The sequence below is a fragment of the Kordiimonas pumila genome, assembly GCF_015240255.1.
GTDB lineage: Bacteria > Pseudomonadota > Alphaproteobacteria > Sphingomonadales > Kordiimonadaceae > Kordiimonas > Kordiimonas pumila.
This window is the reverse complement of the sequence record NZ_CP061205.1, coordinates 1,198,780-1,222,968: the sequence shown is the minus strand read 5'-3', so window position 1 is coordinate 1,222,968 and position 24,189 is coordinate 1,198,780. Positions and strand designations below refer to the sequence as shown.

The following is a 24,189-nucleotide window of genomic DNA, read 5'->3' as shown; positions in this document are numbered from 1 at the left end:
TTTGTTACTTATAATTATATTACATGTCAACTATTTATATATAACAATAAAATATTAACGCCATTTCAGAGAGCACAGAATGAAATTGCTTGTTTTGGCGGGGGCGGCCACTAGAAGCGCTGCACCCTGCCTTTACCAATAAGTACCTTCAAAGCAGAGGCCGGTCAAAAAGCCTACCAGCGTCACCTTTGCAAAAAGTATTATCCGTTAGGGGCAAGAAAGCAGGCTAAGCAGCAACTTTATTTCGTTTATACTTTCTGGAGCTGATAGCAAGTAAAGCCAACGCCGCCACTTCTGCTAAAAAGACCAAATATGTATACTGGCCTGCAAATAGGGAAAGGGCTGAAAAGGTAGTAATAACGAGACAAAAAACCAGCAACGTGCGCTTTGGTCCGCTCGCCGCCATCAGCATATGATGCAAGTGATCTCGCCCTGCATAAAAAGGGCTGGCCTTACTAATCTTGCGCGAAATAACAACCCGCAAACAATCTAGCGTTGGTAGCGCCAGCCACACAAAAATTGTGTCAGCATAAATAGTGATGTTAGCCCCAACATTGTAGGTCAGAATTGCAACAGACCCAACGAGCAGACCAAGCGCATAAGCACCGCCGTCGCCGAGGAAAAACTCACCCTTCATATTGTACACAAACATCACGCCTAATGCAGACGCCAGAAAGAGACAAATCGCTTGCCGGTGCGGATTTGTTGCAACCAGCGCCATAATAAGAAACAGGATAAGGCTCATGCCAATAACGCCGCCGTTGAAGCCGTCCATCATGTTGAAGGCAATCACCAAGGTCATCAGGCATATAATTGTAAAGATACTGCCAAAAACCGGGCCCAGCGTAGTTGTAAACCCAAAAGACCAAATAAGCTGATCCAGACGCAGCTCAGGAACCCAAAAGACTAATAGAGCAGAAATCGCCGCAATGGCCAAAAGGCGTATCTGCCAGCTAAGTTGCAATTTATCATCCACAAGGCCAAGAACACCGGCCAAAATAGTGCACACACTCACACCCACCATCCTTGAACTTGCATCAAAGAGATAGTTGTTAAGAAGCATAAAAATCGCCAGAGAGCCAACCATCAATGCACCCACAAGCGGTGTTGGTAATTTATGGCTTTTGTGCGCTTCATTTTTAGGATCATCCATAATCCCTAAAAGCTCGCCAAAATACCGTGCGTTCAGCGCGATAAGAAGCACAGTCATAATACCAAGGTATGCAATGATAAGGCTCATGAAAAGGTCCCTAAAACTCTATCTGTCGAATTATCATAATATCGCACAAGTGATTATAGATAAACAGTGCGTCAATTACCATTAAATTCAGGCACACCCTGTGTTCCTTATCACAGAAATTGAGCCCTACAGTATAATCACTCGTTAGCCCCAAATCCCTCTAGTATCGATGATGATTTTTTCGGCGCGTTTATTAGGTGGCAAGCGCTTGAAAGGCTTATGGTCCACTAGTAGCACAAGAATGTCTGCCCTCTCAACGGCTTCAAGTGTGTCTGTTAGGGTAATGGGCAGGCCCGCCAGACTTGCGGGTAGCTCGCTGATATTTGGCTCAACCGCCAACATGGTACAGTCAAGCTCACCAGCAAGCTGTACCGTAATATCAAGCGCCGGGCTTGACCTGAGGTCATCAATATCCGCCTTGAAGGCGAGGCCCATAAAAGCAACGGTTGGGCTTTTAAACCGGCTAACCGCGCGCTTGACCTTATCGATTATCACAAGCGGCTTACTGTCGTTTACCTCGCGTGCAGTGCGGATAAGTCGCGCCTCATTTGGTACAGCATCGACAATGAACCACGGATCAACCGCAATACAGTGGCCACCCACACCGGGGCCGGGCTGCAGGATGTTCACACGTGGGTGCTTGTTCGCAAGTGCAATTAGTTCCCATACATCAATATCAAGCTTGTCTGCAATGATTGATAACTCGTTCGCAAAGGCAATGTTCACGTCGCGGAACGCATTCTCAGAAAGCTTTGCCATTTCTGCCGTGCGGGCGTTTGTCAGGTAACAATCACCGTTTACAAACAGCTCGTAAAGCGCCTGAGCACGCTCTGCACACTCATCGGTTATACCGCCGATAATACGGTCATTTTGCACAAGCTCGATCAGCACCCGGCCCGGCAGAACCCGCTCTGGGCAGTGGGCTGCGAAGTAAGCTTTGCCCGCACCACCTGCTACCGCAAGATCAGGGCGCTCTTCCTCAAGCCATGCCACCATCTTGTCGGTTGCGCCCGGCGGAATGGTCGATTCAAGCACAATCAAGTTGCCCTCCCGCACAAAGGGGGCAATCGACCGCGTAGCCGCCTCAACATACGTAAGATCAGGCACGTGCCCATCCATAAACGGCGTTGGCACTGCAATGATAAAGGCATCAGCTTCTGCAGGTACTGTTTGTGCTTTCAAGCTGCCGTTTGCCACCACACCTTGAAGAAGACCGTCCAGATCAACCTCAACAATATGGGCTTTGCCACTATTGATAGATTTGACAGCTTTTTCGCTAACGTCAACGCCTGTCACCTTGAGGCCGGTTTTGGCAAATACCGCAGCCGTTGGCAGGCCAATATAACCAAGGCCTATCACACATAAACTTTTAAAAGGTTGCACGCTTTATGGCCTCCAGAATTTGTTTTGCAGCCGTTCCGTCCCCGTAAGGGTTATGGGCTTCTGACATGGTTTTATAGTGTGTGGCATCATCGAGCAAGCGGGATGCTTCATGAACAATCACATCTGTATCAGTACCGACAAGTTTCACGGTGCCGGCGTCCACCGCCTCGGGGCGCTCGGTCGTATCCCGCATCACCAGCACAGGCTTGCCAAGCGAGGGCGCCTCTTCCTGCACGCCGCCAGAATCCGTCAAAATAATATGGCTGCGGTTCATAAGATAGACAAAGGCCGGGTAATCTTGCGGGCTAATCAAGTGTACATTGGCACTGCCACCAAGTGCCTTGTGTACAGGGCCTTTTACATTTGGGTTCAAATGCACGGGATAGAGAATTTCTGTATCAGCCCGCTCAGCAAGGGCTGCAAGGGCTGTGCACATATTCTCAAAGCCCTTACCAAAGCTTTCACGCCGGTGGCCTGTCACCAAGACTAGTTTTTTCTCAGGGTTGAGGAAAGAGAACTGCGCCTCAAAGGCCTTGACGGTTTCTGCATTACCAAGAATGCGATCACGCGCCATAAAAAGCGCATCAATCACCGTGTTGCCCGTTACTGTAATTTTACTGTCGCTAATGCTTTCGCGCAGCAAATTACGGCGCGACCCTTCTGTCGGCGCAAAACAAAGGCTGGATAAGTTATCGGTAATCAGCCTGTTTGCTTCCTCGGGCCACGGGGAATAAAGATTATGGGTCCTGAGGCCCGCTTCTACATGGCCGATGGGGATTTTCTGATAGTAAGCAGCCAAGGACGCTGACATTGTGGTATTGGTATCGCCGTGCACAAGCACCATATCAGGCTTTTCAGCCTCTAAAACTGCGGTAAGGCCGGTTAATATACGTGCGGTAACGTCCGCTAAGCCTTGCGCCTCTTTCATCACGTTCAAATCATGATCAACCCGAACATCAAAGAACCCCAGTACCTGATCGAGCATATCCCTATGCTGTGCTGTAATGCACACGCGGTTATCAATAGCTGGGTCAGCTTCCAGCGCATGCACAACAGGCGCCATTTTGATCGCCTCAGGCCGCGTTCCAAAAATTTGCAGGATTTTCATTATTTTTCCCGGGCTGAAAATTTAGACTGGTAAAAATCAACTAAAATTTGCGCCATCTTATTGGCCAGAGTTTTCCTGTCAAATGCTTTCGCCAAATCCGTGCCTGCTTTTCCCAAGCTTATTTGAAGCGCTTCGTCATTTCTCAGGGCTTGTATGGCTTCGATCAAGGCCTTCTCATTTTCAGGTTCAAAATAAATACCTGCTGCATAGTGCTCAATTATTTCCCGCGCCTGCCCGTCAACCCCAAGCAATATGGGCTTATTCATTGCTGCAGCTTCAAAAATTTTTGACGGGATTACTGTTTTAAAAGTATCCGATTTCCTTACCCGCGTTGATATCCCCTACCGTAATGACGTCATTTGCACTGACATCAGCGCCCGAAAGCTGGAAGGTACCACTTGTCACTGTTAAGGTATCAATCCGGACGGACGCAAGACTATCGCCTGTGTCCACATCCGCGAAGTTGAAATCTGCAGCGGTCAAGACGCGGGCGGCATCCTCAGCGATCGTGATGTCAGCATTGGCTGCCGTCGGCGCATCACTGGCTGCTGTAACCGTAACATCTAGTGTGCTTGGTGCGGCTGCAAAGTCAGTACCATCATTCACGCTGAACGTGAACGTTAGCAGGTCGTCGCCAAAATCATTCGCCCCTGGCGTATAAACGAGGTTGCCCGCGTTGATATCCCCTATCGAAGCTGATGTCGCGGTCACCGGCTGTTGGGTTGTCACCCGGTGCATCGAAGGTGACGTTTTCCATCAAGGCCTCAACCGCGGCCGTGCTTGCATTAGCATTCAGTGTAATCACAAGGTTGGCGCCGTCTGCGCCGCCGGATGCGGTACCAATGGTTATTCCGCCATAGGTTACGGTGGTGCCGTTAAAGCCAATCTCACCCGCATTTGTTCCTACATTGAGGATCGATAATTCATCGCCCGCTAGCGTGCCTGCGACGGTCAGGACACTTCCATCAAAGTCGCCTTCAGGGTCGGTAAAAATAACATTACTATCGATCTGTACAGGGCCATCGCCCTCGGTAAAGCTCAGGCTGTTAAGCCCGGAAAGCACTGGTGCAGTCGTCATTTTTTTCCCCTTATCCCCCACATGAAAAAGGAGAATGCACTGTTGGCGTGTATTGTTAACAACTTTTAGTTTCTATAAATGAAAAAGCAAGCCTGATCTTTATTTTCCAATCATCAATAATCTCAGCCCATTGATGCAAGTTACGTTTTCAGACCAGTCACGTGGGTGGAGTTGCCGTGGAAGGTAAGAGGGTGTTAAATTTCAAACTGAGACACTACCCAGTTTTAAATGATGATACCCCTGCTAAGGCAGGCAATTTTGCACGCCAATTAACACGTAAACTTACTCCTCAACAATCAGGCTATAGCTTTTCTTCTGATGATCAGATGTCGATGGGTCCATAAGTTCAAGCTGTAACCACAACACCCAAGACATCAAGTTCTCATGCTGAAGGAAACTATAATGATCCCCAGGCATTAAGTAAACTTTGCACTCGAAACTCGTATATGACTTCCAGTATCGGATAGCCTTCTTCGTATAATCGTTTTGAGTCTGAAACAAGGTGATCGATAGTTCACTGCTTGATAAAGAGTGTGTTTTAAAGGCAGCATAGGCATTCACAAATACATCATACATATTTTGCAAATCCGAAACACCAATAGTGGCCAATGGCTTCTGATTACTGACCTGGCTGGCTAACTCTTCTATGCTGGCAGGAAGAGTAGCCCCCGGGTATCCTTCTGTTAGCTTTAGCAAGTCTCTGGAAAACTTTTCAAATATATCGCTCGCAGAGGAAGCCGCATCAAACTCACCTTCCATTTCCTCAATAATATCATAAGGATAGCTATCCAAAAGCCCAACAAAGCTCACTTCATCCTGATTTGCAGATAATAAACCTGCAACTTCATACGCCAACAAGCCACCAAACGACCACCCGGCAATACGGTAAGGGCCTTCTGGCTGAACAGATTTAATGGCGTTCAAATACCGTTTAGCCATATCAGGTACGCTGGATAAATTCTCACCTTCGGGCACGCGGATACCATAAACAGACAATTCTGGTGGCAATTGCTTCACCAGTGGCAAATAGCAGCTTACTTCACCGCCAATAGGATGAAGTAAAAATAATGGTTTATCTGCATGATTAGGATCGTTAGAAATCTGTAATGGAACTAAGCAAGGGTCATCCCCATAACGGGCAGAACCATCTGAGCCTATTTTATCAACCACAATTTTCGCCTGCTGGGCAACCGTCGGTGCCGACAGAAGTTCCACATAAGATAGCTGCACCTTAAAAGCCGTGGAAATCGCATCCATGAGGCGTACAGCTGACAGACTGTTACCGCCGTACTGGTCAAATGGCACTGCAACACTGTTGATGCTTTTAGTATCAACATCATCCAGCACCAGCTGCCATAAATCTAATATCTGCTTTTCAACATCACTGACAGGCGAAACCTGTTCATAACCGCTCACTAGTGCAGGCAATTCAAGATTCTTAAGCATCACCCTATCTATTTTTCCACTGCTAGATAGAGGTAAGTTTTCCAGATATTGAATACGGTTAGGAACCATATGTTCTGGCAGCGCCCGCCTCAAATAATCCTTTAAGCCAGCTTTATCAAAAGTACCGCTATTCGCCTCAACATATGCCACTATAACGGTATCACCGCTTTGGTTTAATTGGGGCAGTACCGCTACATTACAATCATCATAGTCAAGGATTTTTGCTTCAATCTCACCCAGTTCAACACGGTAACCACGAACCTTAACCTGATTATCCATCCGCCCGTGGAATACAATGACACCATTACTTCCTTTTAAATATGATACCCGGTCCCCTGTACGATATAATCGTTGGCGGCCCCTATTAGTCCCCATGTCGATAAGTGGGAATCTTTCCGCTGTTAGGCTATCGTTACCCAAATACCCAAGGGCTAGGCGTCTGCCCCCTAAAAACAGCTCCCCTTTCACGCCTTCAGGGACAATGTTACCGTTATCATCAAGAATATAGGCAACAACACCATCAAGAGGGCGGCCAATGGGTACAATAGAGCCATATTTTTGGTCACGCGTAACTTCATAAGTAAGTGTTGTAATCGTTGCTTCTGTTGGGCCATAAGCATTCATCAATTTCACGCATCCCAAGATGCTGTTTTGCCAAAGGCTGACTAAATCCGCGGTTAGAGCCTCACCGCCAACCAAAATCAGCCGAAGTTTCAAGAGGCCTTCAGGCACTTCTTTCCCGCGCCACGCTAGTAATATCTCCCGCAGGTAGGCAGGGGGAATATCAGCAACTGTAACATTTTCCCCATTGAGAAGCCTATAGAACTCACTTGGAGCCAGTAATTTTTCACCCACCATGACCAAGCTGCTACCACATGCCAGCGTTGGCAAAATCTGCTCTAATGACGTGTCCGTGCTGTGGGATGCAAACTGTAAAACAACATCACTATTTCGCAGGCTATATTTTTCTGCGATGATCCCCACGTGGTCCGCAATAGATGCGTGAGAAACCACAACCCCTTTCGGCTCACCTGTAGAACCAGATGTGAATATTATATAAGCTGCGCTTAACGGGTCAGCATGAAGTTCAATATCACTGTCACTCATTGCCCGCAAATGTTCCTCAATGTTTTCAAGAACAGCTATATGGCCTCGTTTCAACCCAAATGTAGCCACCTTTTCGTCAAAACGAGCCTGCGTAATCAGTAACCGCACAGAAGCATTTTGCAGAATTAACCGGCTTCTAGCCCCTGGGCTTTCACTGTCCAGAGGAAGCCAAACAGCACCAACCGACATAACCGCAAGAAGTGTGACGATACTATCAGCTCTGCGCTCCAAAAATACAGCGACAGTATCCTCTGCCCTCACGCCTTGTGATAAAAAATACCGCGAAAGCTGGTTCACTTTATTCATTAAATCTCGATAACTTAGCACATTTTCGCCGCACACAATGGCTGGTGCATCTGGGGTTTCCTTGGCCCGCGCACGTATAGCATCAAGCACTGGCACAGATGGCTTACTGATGGGTTCTTTGCCGCACCATTTCAATTGCTGTTTTTTTTCTTCTGGTGAAACGACTGTTTGGTTGGCAATCGCTGCTGATGGCTGACGTATCACTTCTTGCAGCAATGTCTTAAAATGCGCCATAAAGTCATCAATGAATGCACTCGAAAAACGAGCACCATCATAGGAAAATACAGCATCGACACCCTTGGTATGCTCAAAGAAATCAACGCCAATAAAGGTGTCGTTTGACTGCCTGATCTTCGGCACCAGAACTGCGCTTCCCTGATTAAATTGCAAGGAAGTTTCAGCACCACCCCCTATATTCAAATAACAAAATGTCGCTTGATACAGCATATCACTGCCGTAAAGCATGGCGGTTTCCCGAATAATCTGGCTGTAAGGCACATTCCCATGTTTAAGATCCGTCAACAGTCTGGCATGCAGTGACCGGAAGAATACATCCGTTGTCATATGCCCCTTCATATCAACCGATAAAGGAATCATATTGGCACAGTAACCAACTGTTTTCTCAAAGCCACTTTCAGGCCGGCGCATTGTTGGCACACCCAGTGTAAACGCTCCTTGACCCGTATATTTATACAAAAGCATAGAGAAAACCCCCATAAAGAAAGAGGCTTTAGACACACCGATCAACCGCGCTGCCGCTTCAGCAGATTCAAGCACATCGCTGGGCAAGAAACATTCTAAAGTTTCTGGTTTAGCAACAGCACCTTGGTCAGCCGCAACATCAAAAGGCAAATCCAGCTTTTGTATGTCAGAAGCCAACTGGTCCCGCCAATAAGCAAGTTCAGCCCTGCCTTGATCACGCTGTAATAAGGCAGTCTCCCACGCAATATAATGCGCATAATCAAGCGCATTGCGGCTGTCCCCTGCCTTTGGTGTTATTCCTTGAGTAAAGTCATCATAGATTTGCCATAGCTCTGCGGCGAGTGTCGCCATGGAGGTAGCATCCACAACCATGTGGTGGGCCACGACAAGTAATATAGCCTCGCCTTTGTTCAAGGGGCCGCCTGTTAGGAATTCAAACCTAATTTTGCCAGCCTTGCGCAAATCAAACGGGATTGATGCTCGATATTTTATAAAGTTTGCCGCGCTTACACCTTTGGACATTGTGATATGAACAAGTGCCTCAGCAAGTGGCGAGGCAAGCAACATGGGCGCAGACGCTTCACTATCGTCAACACGAACTGATAAGATAGGATAGCGCTGTAAAAGGAGGGCGCACGCCCGCCCAAGCAGTTTTTCATCAATACCCTTCAACTGAAAAGCCATGGGCACATTATAAACGCTGCTATCCGGCTGCATTAGCTGGGCGATCCAGATGCCTCTTTGCCCTTCCCCCATAGGACTTTGCCACGGTTCAGGCGTTTGTTTCAGCCAGGGCGAACAACCCTCACCCAGCCCCTTCGACATATTAATTTCATTTTCACCCCTTACGCTTTCTTGGGCACCTATATTATCATCCTGACGGGCCTCAACAGATAGGCCGCCGTAAGCTTCATACAAATAATCAACCAAGCTATTAATCGTTGAATACTCAAACAAAATAGCCTGCGGCAATTCCCCAAAAACGTCACTGAGCGGTTCAAGAATATGCAGAGCTGACACAGAGTCTACCCCGTATCTATCAAAGGTCTTATCAGCATCCAGCCGCGCTGCCGGAATGCTCAGGGTTTCAGCAAAGGCCGCAACTACAGCAGCGGTTATTGCTTCGCGACCCATAGAAACCGGCCCCTGTGAACCGATAACGTCGTCTGCAATAAAGGCACCATCTTGCTCTAGCCCCGCGCCTGCGGTGGGCACAACTTGCGACGCCATCATTGCCCTCAAGCGGTCATGATCACCGTTTAGCACCAACACTTGACCCAAACTTTCACTATCAAACGCGGTCGATACAGCGATTAAAGCTTCGGAGAGCTCAAGCGGCAACACCCCGTAATTACGTTCCATTGCTTGGATATATTGCTGATCTAACGTAATGCCGCCATCTCGCCAATAAGGCCAATCCATTGAAAGCGTTCGGCCTTGGCGCTGCCCTTGTTGCGTCAACCTGTTTCGCACAGATGCAAACCCATCTAGGAAGGCATTTGCTGCGGCATAATCTGTTTGTCCAGCGTTCCCAAGGGCACCCGCAACCGATGACATCAGCAACATGAAATCAAGCGGCGCACCGCCAATTGCTTTATCAATATTGATCGCGCCGTCAACCTTAGGCGCTAATACATCATATAAATCCTGCGCTGTTTTTACCCGCAGCAATCCATCACGGGTTAGACCTGCACTATGAATAACACCGTCAAGCTTGCCGTCTGTATTTTGGATTTCCTGAATTAAATCCCTTATGTCGCCTTCAGAGGTTACGTCAACCTGCCTATAATAGACGTTTGCCGTCAATGCGTGCTGTTCCTGTTGCTGCTGCTCGCTAAGCGTTGAGCGTCCAATCAACCATAAGGAGGCGTTCTTAACTGCCCCAGCAATCTCACGGGCCATATGAAGGCCAATCCCCCCGGCCCCACCAGTAATAAGATAAACACCACCGTCTTTCCATGGCATTTGCCCATCAGTAGCTGTGGGGATCTCGCGCCAATATTGCTTAAAACGCTCGTTATCTTTGTACCGAATATGGCCGCCCGCTAAAGGCTGTTGAACTTCTTTAGAAATATTGGAAACCAACATTTCATGGCTACAGCCTCTATATTCAATAAGCTGCGTGGACAGATGCGGCGCTTCAAAGCTTGCGGAACGCAGCATACCGGCAAGGCCTCGCAGGTATGCGCCGTCATGATCAGCATCAATAACAAGACGGAGATTGATTCTTTCTTTTGTATTCTGCGTAGCCTTTTTCAGCAATTCCAAAAGGTTGGCTGCATATTCCTTATAACAATTGCCGGTAATCGCTGGCTTTCCTGTATGCCAAACATGCAGGTCATCATCAGCGACAAGGCCGTTGATCTGTTTACTGTCTTCCTCTCGCACATGACATAAAACCAGCAGATTACGCACATCATTTGCTTTAGAAGGTTTAACAATCTCTTCTGCGTGCCAACACGGCGCATACAGCAATGACAGCGTCTCTTTCTGCTCTATCAAAACAGCGTGACGGGAAGGGGCCTCTAATCCCGGCACCCAGTAAATATCGCTCGCGAATGGGTATGTTGGCAGGCTTATTTTTACAGGAACCCCTTCACCCCACAATAGTGACCAGTCCACTTGCGCGCCGCCGGTCCAAGCACGGGCTACATCAGAAAGCCGCGAGGCATCTGGCACGACACCCCGTTTTCCTGAAAAAGTTACATAACCGTAATAAATATGCGGCCCCTGCAATGTCTCAAACGCCGATGACAGGGCTTTATCTATCTTATGGGCAAGGTCTGCAACTGAGTGAACAATCAAAACGATCCGTTCATCAAAAGCCTCTCTGCCAACTTGCAAACAATATGCAGCAGAGGCCAACTTGTTGTCTGGTAACTGTTTGCTAAAATCGCGGAACCGTGAAATCACTTGTTTCAAGGTATCCTTGTCATGGGCCGAAAATGGCAAAATGTAAGGGCCTGAATGCGCCAAACTTTCAGTTTCATACTGATAGTCTTCCACCACAAAATGCGCGTTTGACCCACCAGCCCCAAAAGATGAAAGCCCCGCCATGCGTGGCTGAACTAAGCCATTGATATACCGGCGTTTCCAAGCCACGTTTTCGCGCTGAACCCTGAACGGGCTTTTATCAAAGTTGATTTTAGGGTTCAATGTATCTGCGTGAATGGATGGAACCAATTGATCATGCTTGAACTGGAGCAAAATCTTACTTAGGCCCGCGATCCCCGCTGCGCTTTCTGCATGCCCCATATTGCTTTTCACAGACCCGATAGCACACTTTTGTGCTGCCTGATTTCTGCTTTCGTATGCACGTGTCAAGGCAGCGATTTCAATAGGATCGCCAAGAGCTGTGCCTGTGCCGTGTGCTTCCACATACTCAATTTGGCCAGCATCAACACCAGCGCGTTTCAAGGCCCGGCTTATAACAGCGGCCTGAGCATGTGGGTTTGGCACAGTATAGCCATTTACCTGCCCGCCGTGGTTTAATTCTGAGCCACGAATAACCCCGTAAATTTGGTCTTTATCAGCCACCGCTTTATTAAGCGGCTTCAAGAGAACAGCACCAACGCCTTCACTTGGCACATAACCATCGCCCCCTTGTCCAAAGCTTTCGCATTTCCCGTTAGAGGATAGGAAATTAGCTTGTGCTAATCCAACATACTTATTCGAATGTGAAGAAAGGTTAACACCGCCCGCAAGAGCAACACTGCAACTACCACTTTTGATGCTTTCAACAGCCAAATGGATAGCCGTCAACGATGATGAACACATGGTATCCACCGTCAGGCTTGGGCCGTGGAAATTACAGAAATAGGAAACCCGGTTTGCAACAGATGATCCGTTCCCGGACATAGCAATAGGCGCGCCGCCACTAGCATACCGCTCGGCACCATACAGCTGGTATTCCTGCCACATCACACCCACAAACACACCCACATGGCTGCCGCCCAGTGGTGGTTCCATCGGGGCAAGTGTTTGGCGTGTATAGCCCGCGTCCTCAATTGTTTCCCATGCGCACTGCATAAACAGGCGTTCTTGTGGGTCCAGATAATGCGCTTCAGCGGGGGAAATATTAAAAAACAGCGGATCAAACCTATCGGCCCCATCAACAAAGCCGCCCCACTTGCTCTTGATATTCAGCTTTGAATCCTTTGCGGCCTGCACAAGAACTGCGTGGTCCCACCGTGCTTTGGGTATCTCTGTAATACAGTCTTTGCCTGCAACAAGATTATTCCAAAACTCATCCAGATTGTCAGCCTGCGGGTAGCGCCCAGACAGCCCGATAATAGCAATATCATCCACCGGATGATCATATTCAGAATAAGGACGGGCAACCGATGTATCATTCATACCCACGTTTAACGGCTTCACATGCGTTTGGGTGCTTACAATTTCTGCCTGCTTGTCCGCGTGATTATCTGCAAAATACTGCAAAAGTGACCCAAGCGTTAAATGATCGAAAAAGAGTGTTGCGGGAAGTTCGCCAAAATCCGCCTCAAGCGTTTCTGTCATTCTGGTGAGCAGCATTGAATCCATGCCGTACCGCTCAAGCGGGACATCCATGTCAATGTCTTCAGCAGGGATATCAGTGAACCCTGACAACATCGATGTTAAATACAGCTCAAGTGAAGCAGGCTTTTCAATGCCTCTCGCATTTTCTTGCTCGTGAATGGTCGGCTTTTTCACCTTAGGTAAGGTTTTCAGCGTGAATGATTTTATGATGGCCGTTACCAACCCGTCCGCATCCATCAGGTCAATATCAAGCTTTATAAGCCCCCCTGCTGCTGAGCGCACAGTAAGATGCGCCCACATATTAGATTGCAGTGGGCGATAAACCTCTATGCTTTCTAGTCCAATGGGCAGGGCCAAACTACCATCAGTGTCATCACCAAAAAGAGCCAATGCAGCATGGAAAGCGCCGTCTAATATGGACGGATGCAAAGCAAGCTCTTTTGCTTTTGCCGCTTCCTGCCCAAGTTTCAAATGGGCAAGTACCCGCCCATCACCCGCGTACAAGTTTTCAATTACCTGAAACGTGGAGCCGTAAACTATCCCTAAATCCTGGTATTTAGCGTATAGAACTGCAGCATCAACTGGTAACAGCGAAACCTGAAGCTGGTGAATATCCTGCCTAACTAAATCTATAACATTACCAATGTTGCCAATCGTGCCGCGCATATAGGCATCACCGCCATCAGCGGCCTCAAATACAAAGTTCACCCCGCCAACCGCCGTTTTTGTAAAACTAACCTGCGGCTTTGCAGTACCCTCCGCTAATTCAAAGGGGCGACGCCAACTGACATTTTTAAGCATCACAGGCGTAAAAGAGCCATCACGCGAGAGAAATCTCACCAGTTCCAACCCCATTGCCCCCGGCAGGATTTTCTTCCCCATCACCATATGATCGCGAAGATAGAAGGCGTCAGCCTCTATAACGCCGTTGAAGGCCTTATAAGGTTTGTCTTCTTGCGCTTGTTTCTTTGCAGATAGGGCAATGTGATATATATCACGCGCAAAGGAATATGTCGGTAACTGCACCCTTTGCACCGGCGTTTTGTAATAGGCATGCCAATCAATAGCCTGACCTTCAACCCAAGCTGATGCTATATCAGACGGTAGATCGCTCGCAAATATGCCATTGGTTTTGCTTTTGTGATTTTCCGGTATGCTACCAACAAAAATATCATCATGTGTTTCGCCTGCAAGATAGGCTTGCAGATACCGGCCCAACTCAGACAGGCTGGCAGCTACGATTGCCAAACGCTGGATCATGGCATAACGCCCTACCTGCAAGGTAAAGGCAATACTGCGGGCATCTTTTGCTTCAAAGTTCGAGAGAGAAGCGTATAGGGTTTTCGCCTGCTCTCTTAAAGCTGATTCAGTTTTTGCTGACAGGATAAAAACATGTCTATCTGTCTCTGGGGGCACCGGGGCGGCATGGGCAGCCTCCATGTATTCTTCCAGCACGATATGGGCATTCACACCGCCAAAACCAAAGCTGCTAACCCCAGCAAGCCTTGGTATAGCATGACCTTCGGCATCCTTGAATGGTTCCCAAGAGCAAAGCGTCTGATTTATCCTAAAGGGCGACCCATCAAGTTTAATGTGCGGGTTTAGGTCTGCACTATGTAGCGACGGAACAAGCATCTTATGCTCCATCTGCAACAGGGTTTTGATAATACCCGCGATACCCGCCGCTAGTTCCAAATGGCCAATATTGGTTTTAACAGACCCAATAGCACAGTGCCTTGATGCATAATGCGCTTCATTCTCCGGTGATACACCGAAGGCTGCTTTCAAGGCGTTAATCTCAACTGGATCTCCAAGGGCTGTCCCTGTACCGTGTGCTTCGATATATCCGATATCATAGGCATTAACACCGGCTGATGCATATGTATCACGCAGCAAAGCAGCTTGCGCATTAGTGTTAGGAGCAGTGAGGGAATTGGCATGTCCGCCGTGGTTCACACCGCTTGCCTTCACAATAGCCAGAATGCGGTCGCCGTCACGCTTGGCAGAGGACAGCGTTTTCAAGAGTACAAAACCAACACCTTCGCCGCGCACATACCCATTCGCATCCTTGGAAAATGTCTTGCAGTGCCCGTCCGGCGACAGCATCCCCGCCTTCGAAAAATTAATGTGTGCATCTGGGGTTAACATTGTGTTCACGCCGCCAGCAATTGCGGCTTCACATTCCCCGTCCCTCAAGGATCGTATAGCCCTGTGCAGCGCAACGAGCGAACTGGAACAAGCCGTTTCAATCGGCTCGCTAGGACCGTGCACATCAAGAAAATAGCTCATGCGGTTCGGGCCAACTGAAGCAACAGAGCCTGTTGCCACATAGCCCTCATCACCCCCTGCACTACCAATTAATTGTCGGTAATCGCTCGCCGCAGTGCCCGCAAAAATAGCCAGTTTCTTGCCCGTGAAGGACGTTGGATCATACCCCGCATCTTCTATAGTTTTCCAAACATACGTCATCAGCAAACGTTGCTGCGGGTCCATCAATAAGGCTTCGCGCGGGGAAATATTAAAGAAGGCTGGGTCAAATTCCAGCATCCCATCGCAGAAACCACCCCAATGTACATTGGTTTTACCAGTGTCAGTTTTCGGGTTACCGTCTAAGGCGCGCCAATCCCAGCGTTCTTCCGGCACACGCGATATGGATTCAGTCCCCCTCTTCAGGTTTTGCCAGAACTGATCAGCGTCTCTTGCGCCCGGGAAATTACAGCTATAGCCAACGATTACGACGGGGTCATTGCCTTCAGAAGAATTCGGCACTTCCACCGCACTGATAGCCTGAGTATGCTCGGGCACAGCAGGGGCAGTGCTTACCTGTACATCTGCTGTTGCAGCAATATGATCAGCGAGCTGCGCTAACGTTGAAAACTCAAAGAAATCCGCGGGTGACAAATCCAGGTCAAGGGTTTCATTCACATGCCCCGCAAAGGTTGTCATCACAATGGAATCAAATCCGAAGTCACCAAGCTCTGCATCCACATCTATAGCATCCGTATCCACTTCCAAAACAGATGCTGCCAATTCAACCAGTTTTTCCAGAATGGCATCAGCCCCTACCGCAACACTAGCCACCACATTTGCATCTGGGCTGTTTGTGGCAGGCATTGCCTCCGTAGCACCAATTATCGCGGCAGGTTTTTCTTTCGGTAGCACCGCCGCAGTCGCAGCTCCCCAGTAAGACGTTGTCTCAAATGGGTAACCCGGCAGCGCAACTTTCTGGCATATGCGCTGATTGTTCAGCACTTGCCAATCAACTTCAAACCCGCGCACCCACAGGGAGGCAACTGTTTGATAGTTACCAGAGGCCACTGACTGCTCTGCAGCTTTACGGAAATTATCGTCATTTCTAAGGATATCAACAGTTTCACGGCCACCTTTTACGCTGCTGGCATAAAGATCTGTGCACGCCTGTCCTTTCAAATATGCCGACAATTTATCGGCCAGGTCCGACTTAGAATGGGCAACAATAGCAATGCGCTGGTCCATCCCCTGACGTGCGACCTGCAGCGTATAGGCAATATCAGAAAGCTGATCACCGGTTGCAGCGAGATAGTCTTTCAGCCGTGCAACAGATTGCTGAAGCTGGTTTTCTGTACGCGCGGATATAGGAACAAAATAACTTCCGGCGGGTTCTGAATAACTGACCACCGAAGAAGACGGCGCAATATATTCTTCCAGCACCACATGGGCATTGCTGCCGCCAAAACCGAAGCTACTAACCCCTGCTCGGAATGGCTGTGCATGACCATCACCGTCTAGCACCCGCTGCCATGGCCGGTTTTTGTCAACAACAAAGAAGTTACCTTTATCCAGCTTCAAATATGGGTTTAAGGTTTCTGTATGCAGCGATTTAACAAGCGTTCCAGCTTGCATTTGCAGCACCACTTTCATCAAACCCGCAATACCTGCGGCAATTTCCAAATGGCCCATGTTTGACTTAACAGAGCCCAAACCACGCGCTGGTGTTTCTATGCTGTTGCCGTACTGCACTTCCGCCTCGCGGTGCAGGTCTTTAAAGGCCGCCGTCAGGGCCTCCACCTCAATCGGGTCGCCCATGGGGGTGCCTGTGCCGTGGGCTTCAATATAGCTTACTGTGCGCGGGTCAACGCCAGACCGGCGGTAAACATCGCGCAGCAAACTGGCCTGCGCCTTGGGGTTCGGCGCTGTTAAGCTGGTTGCAAAGCCGCCGTGGTTTTCACCGCTTGCGCGCACAATGGCTAAAATCTTATCGCCGGCGCGTTCCGCCTCAGATAAACGCTTTAACAGAATAAGCCCCAAACCTTCACCGCGCGCATACCCGTTCGCGTCAGCACTGAAGGTTTTGCAGCGGCCATCTGAGGCCAACATGCCAGCTTTTGAGAAACCGATGTATGTGTAGGGGCTTAACAGTAAGTTGATGCCACCTGCAATGGCGGAAGAGCAACGCCCTGCTACAATAGACTCTATGGCTCTGTGCACCGCTACCAGTGCGCTGGAGCACGCGGTTTCAACCGCCACACTAGGGCCGTGCAAGTTATAAAAATAGCTAATGCGGTTTGGCCCAAGCGACGGCGCAAGGCCCGCCATGGTATAACCTTCGATCTGCTCAACATCTCTAGCAACGATATTACTGTAAGCAGAGTCCGCAATACCAAGGAAGACACCCATGTCTGACCCAGAGAAGCTTTTCGGCGCATAGCCCGCATCTTCAAAAAGCCGCCATGTTTGCTGTAACAGAAGCCTTTGCTGCGGGTCTATCAACCTTGCTTCAGGACGAGAGATGCCAAAGAAATCAGGGTCAAAGCCGCCAGCATTTTTGATAAAGCCACCCCACTTAATGTTTGTACGGCCCGCTTCTTTGAGAGGGTCACCCCAGTAATCGCGCCAATCCCACCTGTCAGCCGGGATTTCACTGATCGCATCCACATTATTCAGCAGATTTTGCCAATATTCTTCAACACTCTCTGCTTCAGGGTACTGACAGCTCATCCCAACAATTACAACCGGATCATCACCGTCTTCAACCCTTTTAGGCTGCTTCACGGGTGCTGCGGCTGGCGCAGTCACAGCCGGTTCTTGCTGGGACGTCGGCACAGCAGGCGCTGAAATACCAAGTTTTTCGCTTATCTGATCAGCATACTCGCTGATAAAGTACGCGCTCAGTTCGTCCAGGCTCGGGCATTCAAAAAAGAGTGTCGGTATAATGTCGAGATTAAAATGGTCATTAATGGCATTGGCAAGCTGCGCAAAACCAATGGAATCAAAACCATATTCCGAGAGCTGTTCGTCAACATCCAGTTCATCCACCGGCACTTTCAGTTCATCACTGACAATTGTCTTGAGCGCCAGAATAAGCGCCGCAGACATATCGCCCGTATCCGCGTACATCGCCGCGCTTTGGCTTGGTGCCGGCTGGTTCACGGACCTTTTCTGATCATGTGATAAGAGGTCACCCCCTTTTATAAACGCAGTGATTTTTTCTGCATCACCTGAGGTAACGAGTGCATGGCTGCTTTCACCCGACAGCAATGTCATCATGGCAGCAATAGCCGCGTCACTGGAAAGAAGCGTTAACCCGGTTGTGCGTGTCATGCCAGCGACAGCATCATCGCTAAGCTGCATCCCGCCGTCGCGCCACAATGGCCATGCGACAGAGACTGTTCTGCCGCATCGGCTACCTTCCGTGCAGCGCATTTCCCGCATGCGGGCAAAACCATCCAAAAAGCCGTTCGCGGCGGCATAGTCAGTTTGTCCAACATTACCAAGTGCGCAAGCGATCGACGAGAAGAGGATCATAAAGTCCAGCCTCTCCCCTGCAAGCACCTTATCCAGGTGAACAATACCATCCACTTTGGGCGCTAGTACAGCCTGTAGGCTTTCCTCTGTTTTATTTAATAAAGCACCATCATCAAGAATGCCGGCTGCATGGAATACACCGTTTATATGGCCATGTTTTTTCTTAATACTGTCAATTAGACTAACTGTACTCTCGGCTACTGTAATATCAGCCGAAATATACTGAACTTGCCTGCGCTCATCTTCCTTGAGCCAATGAAGTTTATCAACATCAATAGCTGAGCGGCTGGTCAGAACCACATGGGCGTTGGGGGCGCTCGCAAGGATATGTCGGGTCAGTTGTCCCGCGATGCCGCCGCTACCGCCTGTGATCAGGTAAACCTTGCCATCCTCAAACGCAACTGAACGGGAAGCCTCACAAGCTTCCCTCAAGTCCCACTGGTGCTGTTCTAAATCACCTTCACTAGACAAGCGCAGCCACGGTGCTTCCAAAGTTTCTGCTGCAAGGGCAAGGATATCAGACACAGCTTTAGGCGACTGGTCAGATACTGACACCAGTTGTGCCGCCACCTTTGGATACTCTTTCCGAACAGTCCGTAACATCCCGACAATGCCCGTTAAGGGACTTAGCGCAACATCATCCGGCAAGACAACCTGCACAAGCTGAGGACCAAATTTAGGGACCTTCACGATATTCTGAATAGCCGTAAGGATTTGAGAAGCCATGTCCTTATAAAGTACGGCTATGTTATCTGTCTCCAGCGGTCCTAAATCATATAAGGTTGCGCTATACGCATTGTCTTTGAGTTCCTTGATATACGGGCTGAAGGCAAGCACATGCTGTTTCTCAAATACCGTATTTGAATGCGTATCCTCTGTCACTTTTGACCAGTGGGGTTTGAAGATATGTGTTTCTTGCGGTTGGGCCTGTGGTTGTTTCACAAGCCTTGCCATAAAGCCCCTGAGGCGCACACAAATGGACCCATCACCCGCGATCAGGTCAATATCAGACCGCTGAACCTGGCTACCTGCCTCGGCTGCACCTGTAGCCCGCACATGCACCCATATGTCATCTTGCAAGGGCTTGATATATTCCACACTATCAATGGCAAACGGAAGGGCTGTTTCATTAGGCGCGCTGGTCGCATGCAAACCCAGCCCCACCACTGTCTGAAAAGCACCATCCATTAAACCCGGATGCAGAGCGAACTGATCCAGCGATCCCGCAATGCTTTCAGGCAGCACCAGCTTACCGAGTACCTGAGGCAAGCCATTCACATACATGCATTTTATTTCGCGAACCGGCCGGTGCCCGGGACCGTAAGACAGCTTCATATCATCAAAAATACGGTAAATGTCTTCCGCTGAATAGCTGTTCCCAGCCTGTGCTTTCAAAGCATCCAAGTCTGCCAAAGCGGCACTGAAGGCCCCAACTTGCATGACTTTAATTTGGGCGTATTCTATCTGCTCTCCTGAAGCCGTTTTCGCATAAACCTGCGCTAGCCAATCACTATCCCCCCGCTGTGAAAAGACAATTGAAATAGTCGTCACGCTTTCAACCACCATTGGCTTTAGCCAGACTGTTTTCTTCAAAGTGATTGGGGCTTTAATCAGCATGGAGGCCGCCTGCTGTACCATTTCAAGGTACGCAACACCCGGAAGTATCTGCTGCCCCAAAATCACATGGTCGGTCAGGAAAAACTCGTCCCCCGTCAGTTCCAGTTCAAATTTTGTCGTGCTAACCGCTTTCGGTGTGAGCGGCGCTTTTGGTCTCGGTGTATCTTGAGGGACAGTTTCTTGCTGGTCGCCTTTCTCTATCGGTAAAGAGAACCTTTTTAGCGCGTAAGGGTATAATGGCAATGAGAGGCGCTTTGGCTGACTTTCAGCATAATATTTGGCCCAATCAACACTCACGCCTTTGACCCACGCGGCTGCCACAGCCTCTGCCCCCGAGCCTGCCGGATTCATATGATCATCGCCGCCGCGTAGGATAGTGCCCTGATGATACGCCGGATTATCGTTACCAGATAGATAGTCTAATATAGCTTCTTTCAGTTCATCCGTATTTGAGGCAACAAAGGCGGCCCGTTCCCGCATGGCATCACGCCCAACCTGAAGCGTATAAACCAGATCAGAGAAATCATACTGGCTTGCCACCGACAAAATATTTTCAACAATTTGTCTGAGCCCGGCCTTATTTTTCGCCGACAGCGGAACCACAGCTGGCGCACCCGACCATACTGGATTGGTAACGGCCCTTTGCTCAGCGTGGTATTCCTCGATCACGACATGTGCATTAGCACCGCCCGCCCCAAAAGAACTGATGCAAGCCGTACGCGGGCCAAATTGCCCCTCACATTCCGGGGACTGCCAATCTGCACCGTCCTGCAACAGGTAAAATGGGCTGTCTTCCAATGTAAGCAGCGGGTTAACATCGTCGCAGTGCAGGGTTTTAAACAGTTTCTTTTGTTGCAGGGACAATAGTATTTTAATAATGCCCGCAACACCCGCCGCTGTTTCCGTGTGGCCAATGTTGGACTTTATAGACCCCAGTCCAATTTTGGCACCCTTAGGCGCTTCAATGCCCAAATCTTTATACCGCTGTGCAAAAGCGAGCTTCAGTCCCTCAACTTCCGCTGGGTCGCCAAGCGGCGTACCTGTACCGTGGCATTCAACATAGCTGATAGAACGCGGGTCAACATCCGCGCGTCTGTGTGCCTCAACAATCATGCGGGCCTGCGCTGCCGAATTGGGCGCCGTCAGGGAACTGCCTTGCCCGCCGTGTTGTTCTGCAGAGCCCTTAATCAGTCCTAAAATCTGGTCGCCGTCCGCCTCAGCCTTTGAGAGCGGTTTTAATAGAACAACCCCAACACCGTCAGCGCGGCCATAGCCGTCTGCATTCTTGGAGAATGTTTTTGAACGTCCATCAGCCGCCAACATGCCGGTTTTGGAAAACAATATATGCTGCTTGGGGCCAAGCATCAGGTTAGACCCGCCCGCAATCGCCATTTCGCAGCCCTCATGGCGGATGCTCATGACAGCACGGTGGAGAGCAACAAGGGAGCTTGAGCACGCTGTATCCACAACTTCACTTGGGCCGTGAATATCCAGCATAAATGAAAGGCGGTTGGGGCAGAACGCATGCCCAAGGCCTGTCATTTGCTGCGCCTCCATAAGGCCCGCACTGTTTACACGGTCCACATGATCCAGCAAATTGATGCCAAGGAAAATGCTGATTTTTTTACCCGCCAAAGAGCTTGAAGCATATCCTGCCTTTTCAATTAACCGCCAGACAGACAGCATAAACAATCTGTGCTGCGGGTCGATCAATTCTGCTTCACGTGGGGAAATGTTAAAGAAAGAAGCATCGAACAGGTCATGATCCGGCACAAAGCCCCCATGTTTCACCTGTGTAAACGCCCCTTTTTTCGGGTCACCCTCTACCTTGCGCCAATCCCACCGGCTGGTTGGCACCTCTTCAATACAGTCCGTACCCTTCAGTAAGTTTTCAAGCAGGCTCTCTATATCCGGGCTGTTAGGAAACATGCCTTCCATCGAGATAATGGCGATGGGTTCAACTGCTGCATCACCTTTTTGAGAAGCAGGTTGTGGCTGTACTGGCCTTTCAGCCTTAACCCGGCCTGGTGCTTTTGCCTCAACCTTTACAGGTTTGATATTGGTCAGCGTGCTGCCCAGTTTTTTATGCCGCTCCAGCCACGCGGCGGGCATAACTGGTGTTTTAGCCGCCTTGGGTTGCTCTGCTTTCTCAGTAGCCTTATCAGATACTTGTGCCTGATAATGCGCCGTAATTTGTTTGGCATAACGATCAGCCAAAATATCACTGAGATGCTTCAAATGCTTCGCTTCAAAGAAGGTCGTCGGCGCAATAGAAACGCCGTAAAATCGCGAAATCTGAACCATAACTTCGGTAATAGCGATTGAGTCCACACCAAAATTAGCCAGATTTTCCGTGGGGTCCAGTTGGTCTTCTTGCATTTCCAGCGCCTGACAAGCAAGCCGCGTCACATCCCTGCGCAAAAGGCTTGTCATATCGGGCGTATCTGCAATCGTGCCTGAATTAGACTGAGCCTCATGCGCATCTGGGGCCTGTGTAGCACGCTCGGCGGCGTAACGCGCACGGCCACGCGCGACCAGCTCTGCGTCTAACAGTGCAGCCATTTTCTGCCTTATGTCCTTTGGTCCGCGCTCAGTCATTATAGCCCTCAACCAGCATTTCACGGTAACGGCGTGAATGCCCCAACAGCTTCCAGAGGTCAGCCTCCCACTTGTGACGGTAAGAGTCGATATAATAGGTTTGCCCCAAATCAGGCTGATCCGTTTTCTTGGCTTCTAAAAACTTCTCAAGCCCCGGTAATTTTTTCGCGTATGCTAGGGCATAGTTTTTCACAAACATTCCTTGGGTCTTAATGCCGTCACCCAGCCCAGCTGCCGTGTTGATATAGCCCATAAATAAGAGATTATCATGATTGCGCGGCACTGCATGCAGGAACAAGTCAGGGATATTATCCTTCCACTCAAGAAGATCACTTTCTAGGAACGGGAAATCGCGCTTATATCCGGTGGCATGAAGAATAAGGTCAACCTCGACAGTGCTGTCATCAGTAAAGGTAACGGTTTTGCCACTGTAAGATTTAACATCCCCCTTGGGGATGACATCATGGTGCGCAATATGGAATAAAATCTGCGAGTTCATAACCGGATGGGCACCATCGAGCGGGTAGTCTGGCTGCGGCAAGCCGTAGTCGGTTCCATCAAAGCCTGCCATACGGAACACTTCCTGAATGTAGGCGAGTGTTTCTTCTTTGGTAGCAAACTTACTACCCAGTTCCATCATCCACTGCGGCGTTGGTTTGCCGTCGATAAACTTAGGCTGATAATAATACCCCCGGCGGGTGCTGTGATACACACAGTCAGCAGTGTGCGATGCGTCCACTGCCAAATCACAGCCGGAATTACCGCCGCCAATCACAAGAACACGCTTATCCATTACCTGCTGCGAGGATTTATAATCTCTCGCATGCAGCACCTCACCCTCATAAGTACCGGGATATTCTGCGTACAGCGGCACCCGTTGAAGCCCGTTACAGATCACAACCAAGTCATACAGCGCTGTTTCACCACCCACTGTAGACACTGACCACTGGTTCCCGGCTGGTTTTAACTCTGTGACCGCAGCACCGAAGCGCGCATGGTCATAGAGGCCAAACTCACGGGCAAACGAACGAATGTACGCCAGCATTTGCTTGTGGTTTGGATAATCGGGGTAATCGTCAGGCATCGGGAAATCCGGCACCTGCGTGTTGAATTTCGGCGAAATCAAATGCAGTGACCGGTAAGCGCGGCTTGATGTGGCGCCCACATTCCATACGCCGCCAAAGTCTGATTCAGCTTCATAAATAGTAAAATCAAAGCCGGCCTGCTTTAGTTCGCGGCTAACACCCAGACCCGTTGGGCCACCACCAATAATCGCAATTTTTAAGGTATCGGTCATAAGTT

At 49.3% G+C, this 24,189-nt stretch carries 8 protein-coding genes; all 8 read right to left on the bottom strand.

What is annotated here, in order from left to right:
* Positions 1-226: 226 nt before the first annotated feature.
* Positions 227-1,240, bottom strand: a complete 1,014-nt coding sequence (locus ICL80_RS05235) for an MraY family glycosyltransferase (RefSeq protein ID WP_194215047.1) — start codon at positions 1,238-1,240, stop codon at positions 227-229.
* A 144-nt stretch (positions 1,241-1,384) separates the two neighbouring features.
* Positions 1,385-2,623, bottom strand: a complete 1,239-nt coding sequence (gene wecC, locus ICL80_RS05230; protein WP_194215046.1) for a UDP-N-acetyl-D-mannosamine dehydrogenase — start codon at positions 2,621-2,623, stop codon at positions 1,385-1,387.
* Positions 2,610-3,731 (bottom strand): non-hydrolyzing UDP-N-acetylglucosamine 2-epimerase, encoded by a 1,122-nt coding sequence (gene wecB, locus ICL80_RS05225; protein ID WP_228073820.1) that lies wholly within the window; start codon positions 3,729-3,731, stop codon positions 2,610-2,612. Before wecB ends, wecC begins: the two co-directional genes overlap by 14 nt.
* Positions 3,731-4,015, bottom strand: coding sequence for a glycosyltransferase (locus tag ICL80_RS05220; protein ID WP_228073872.1), 285 nt, complete (start codon positions 4,013-4,015; stop codon positions 3,731-3,733). Before ICL80_RS05220 ends, wecB begins: the two co-directional genes overlap by 1 nt.
* 19 nt (positions 4,016-4,034) lie before the next feature.
* A complete protein-coding gene (locus ICL80_RS05215) occupies positions 4,035-4,442 on the bottom strand; it encodes a hypothetical protein (protein WP_194215044.1) in 408 nt (135 codons plus the stop codon).
* A complete protein-coding gene (locus ICL80_RS05210; protein WP_194215043.1) occupies positions 4,372-4,809 on the bottom strand; it encodes a hypothetical protein in 438 nt (145 codons plus the stop codon). The genes ICL80_RS05215 and ICL80_RS05210 overlap by 71 nt, the downstream gene beginning before the upstream one ends.
* 282 nt (positions 4,810-5,091) lie before the next feature.
* Positions 5,092-22,851: a non-ribosomal peptide synthetase gene (locus tag ICL80_RS05205; protein ID WP_194215042.1), complete on the bottom strand. Its 17,760-nt coding sequence runs from the start codon at positions 22,849-22,851 to the stop codon at positions 5,092-5,094.
* A gap of 28 nt (positions 22,852-22,879) precedes the next feature.
* Complete coding sequence (locus tag ICL80_RS05200; RefSeq protein ID WP_194215041.1) at positions 22,880-24,184, bottom strand: flavin-containing monooxygenase; 1,305 nt, start codon at positions 24,182-24,184, stop codon at positions 22,880-22,882.
* Positions 24,185-24,189 lie beyond the last annotated feature (5 nt).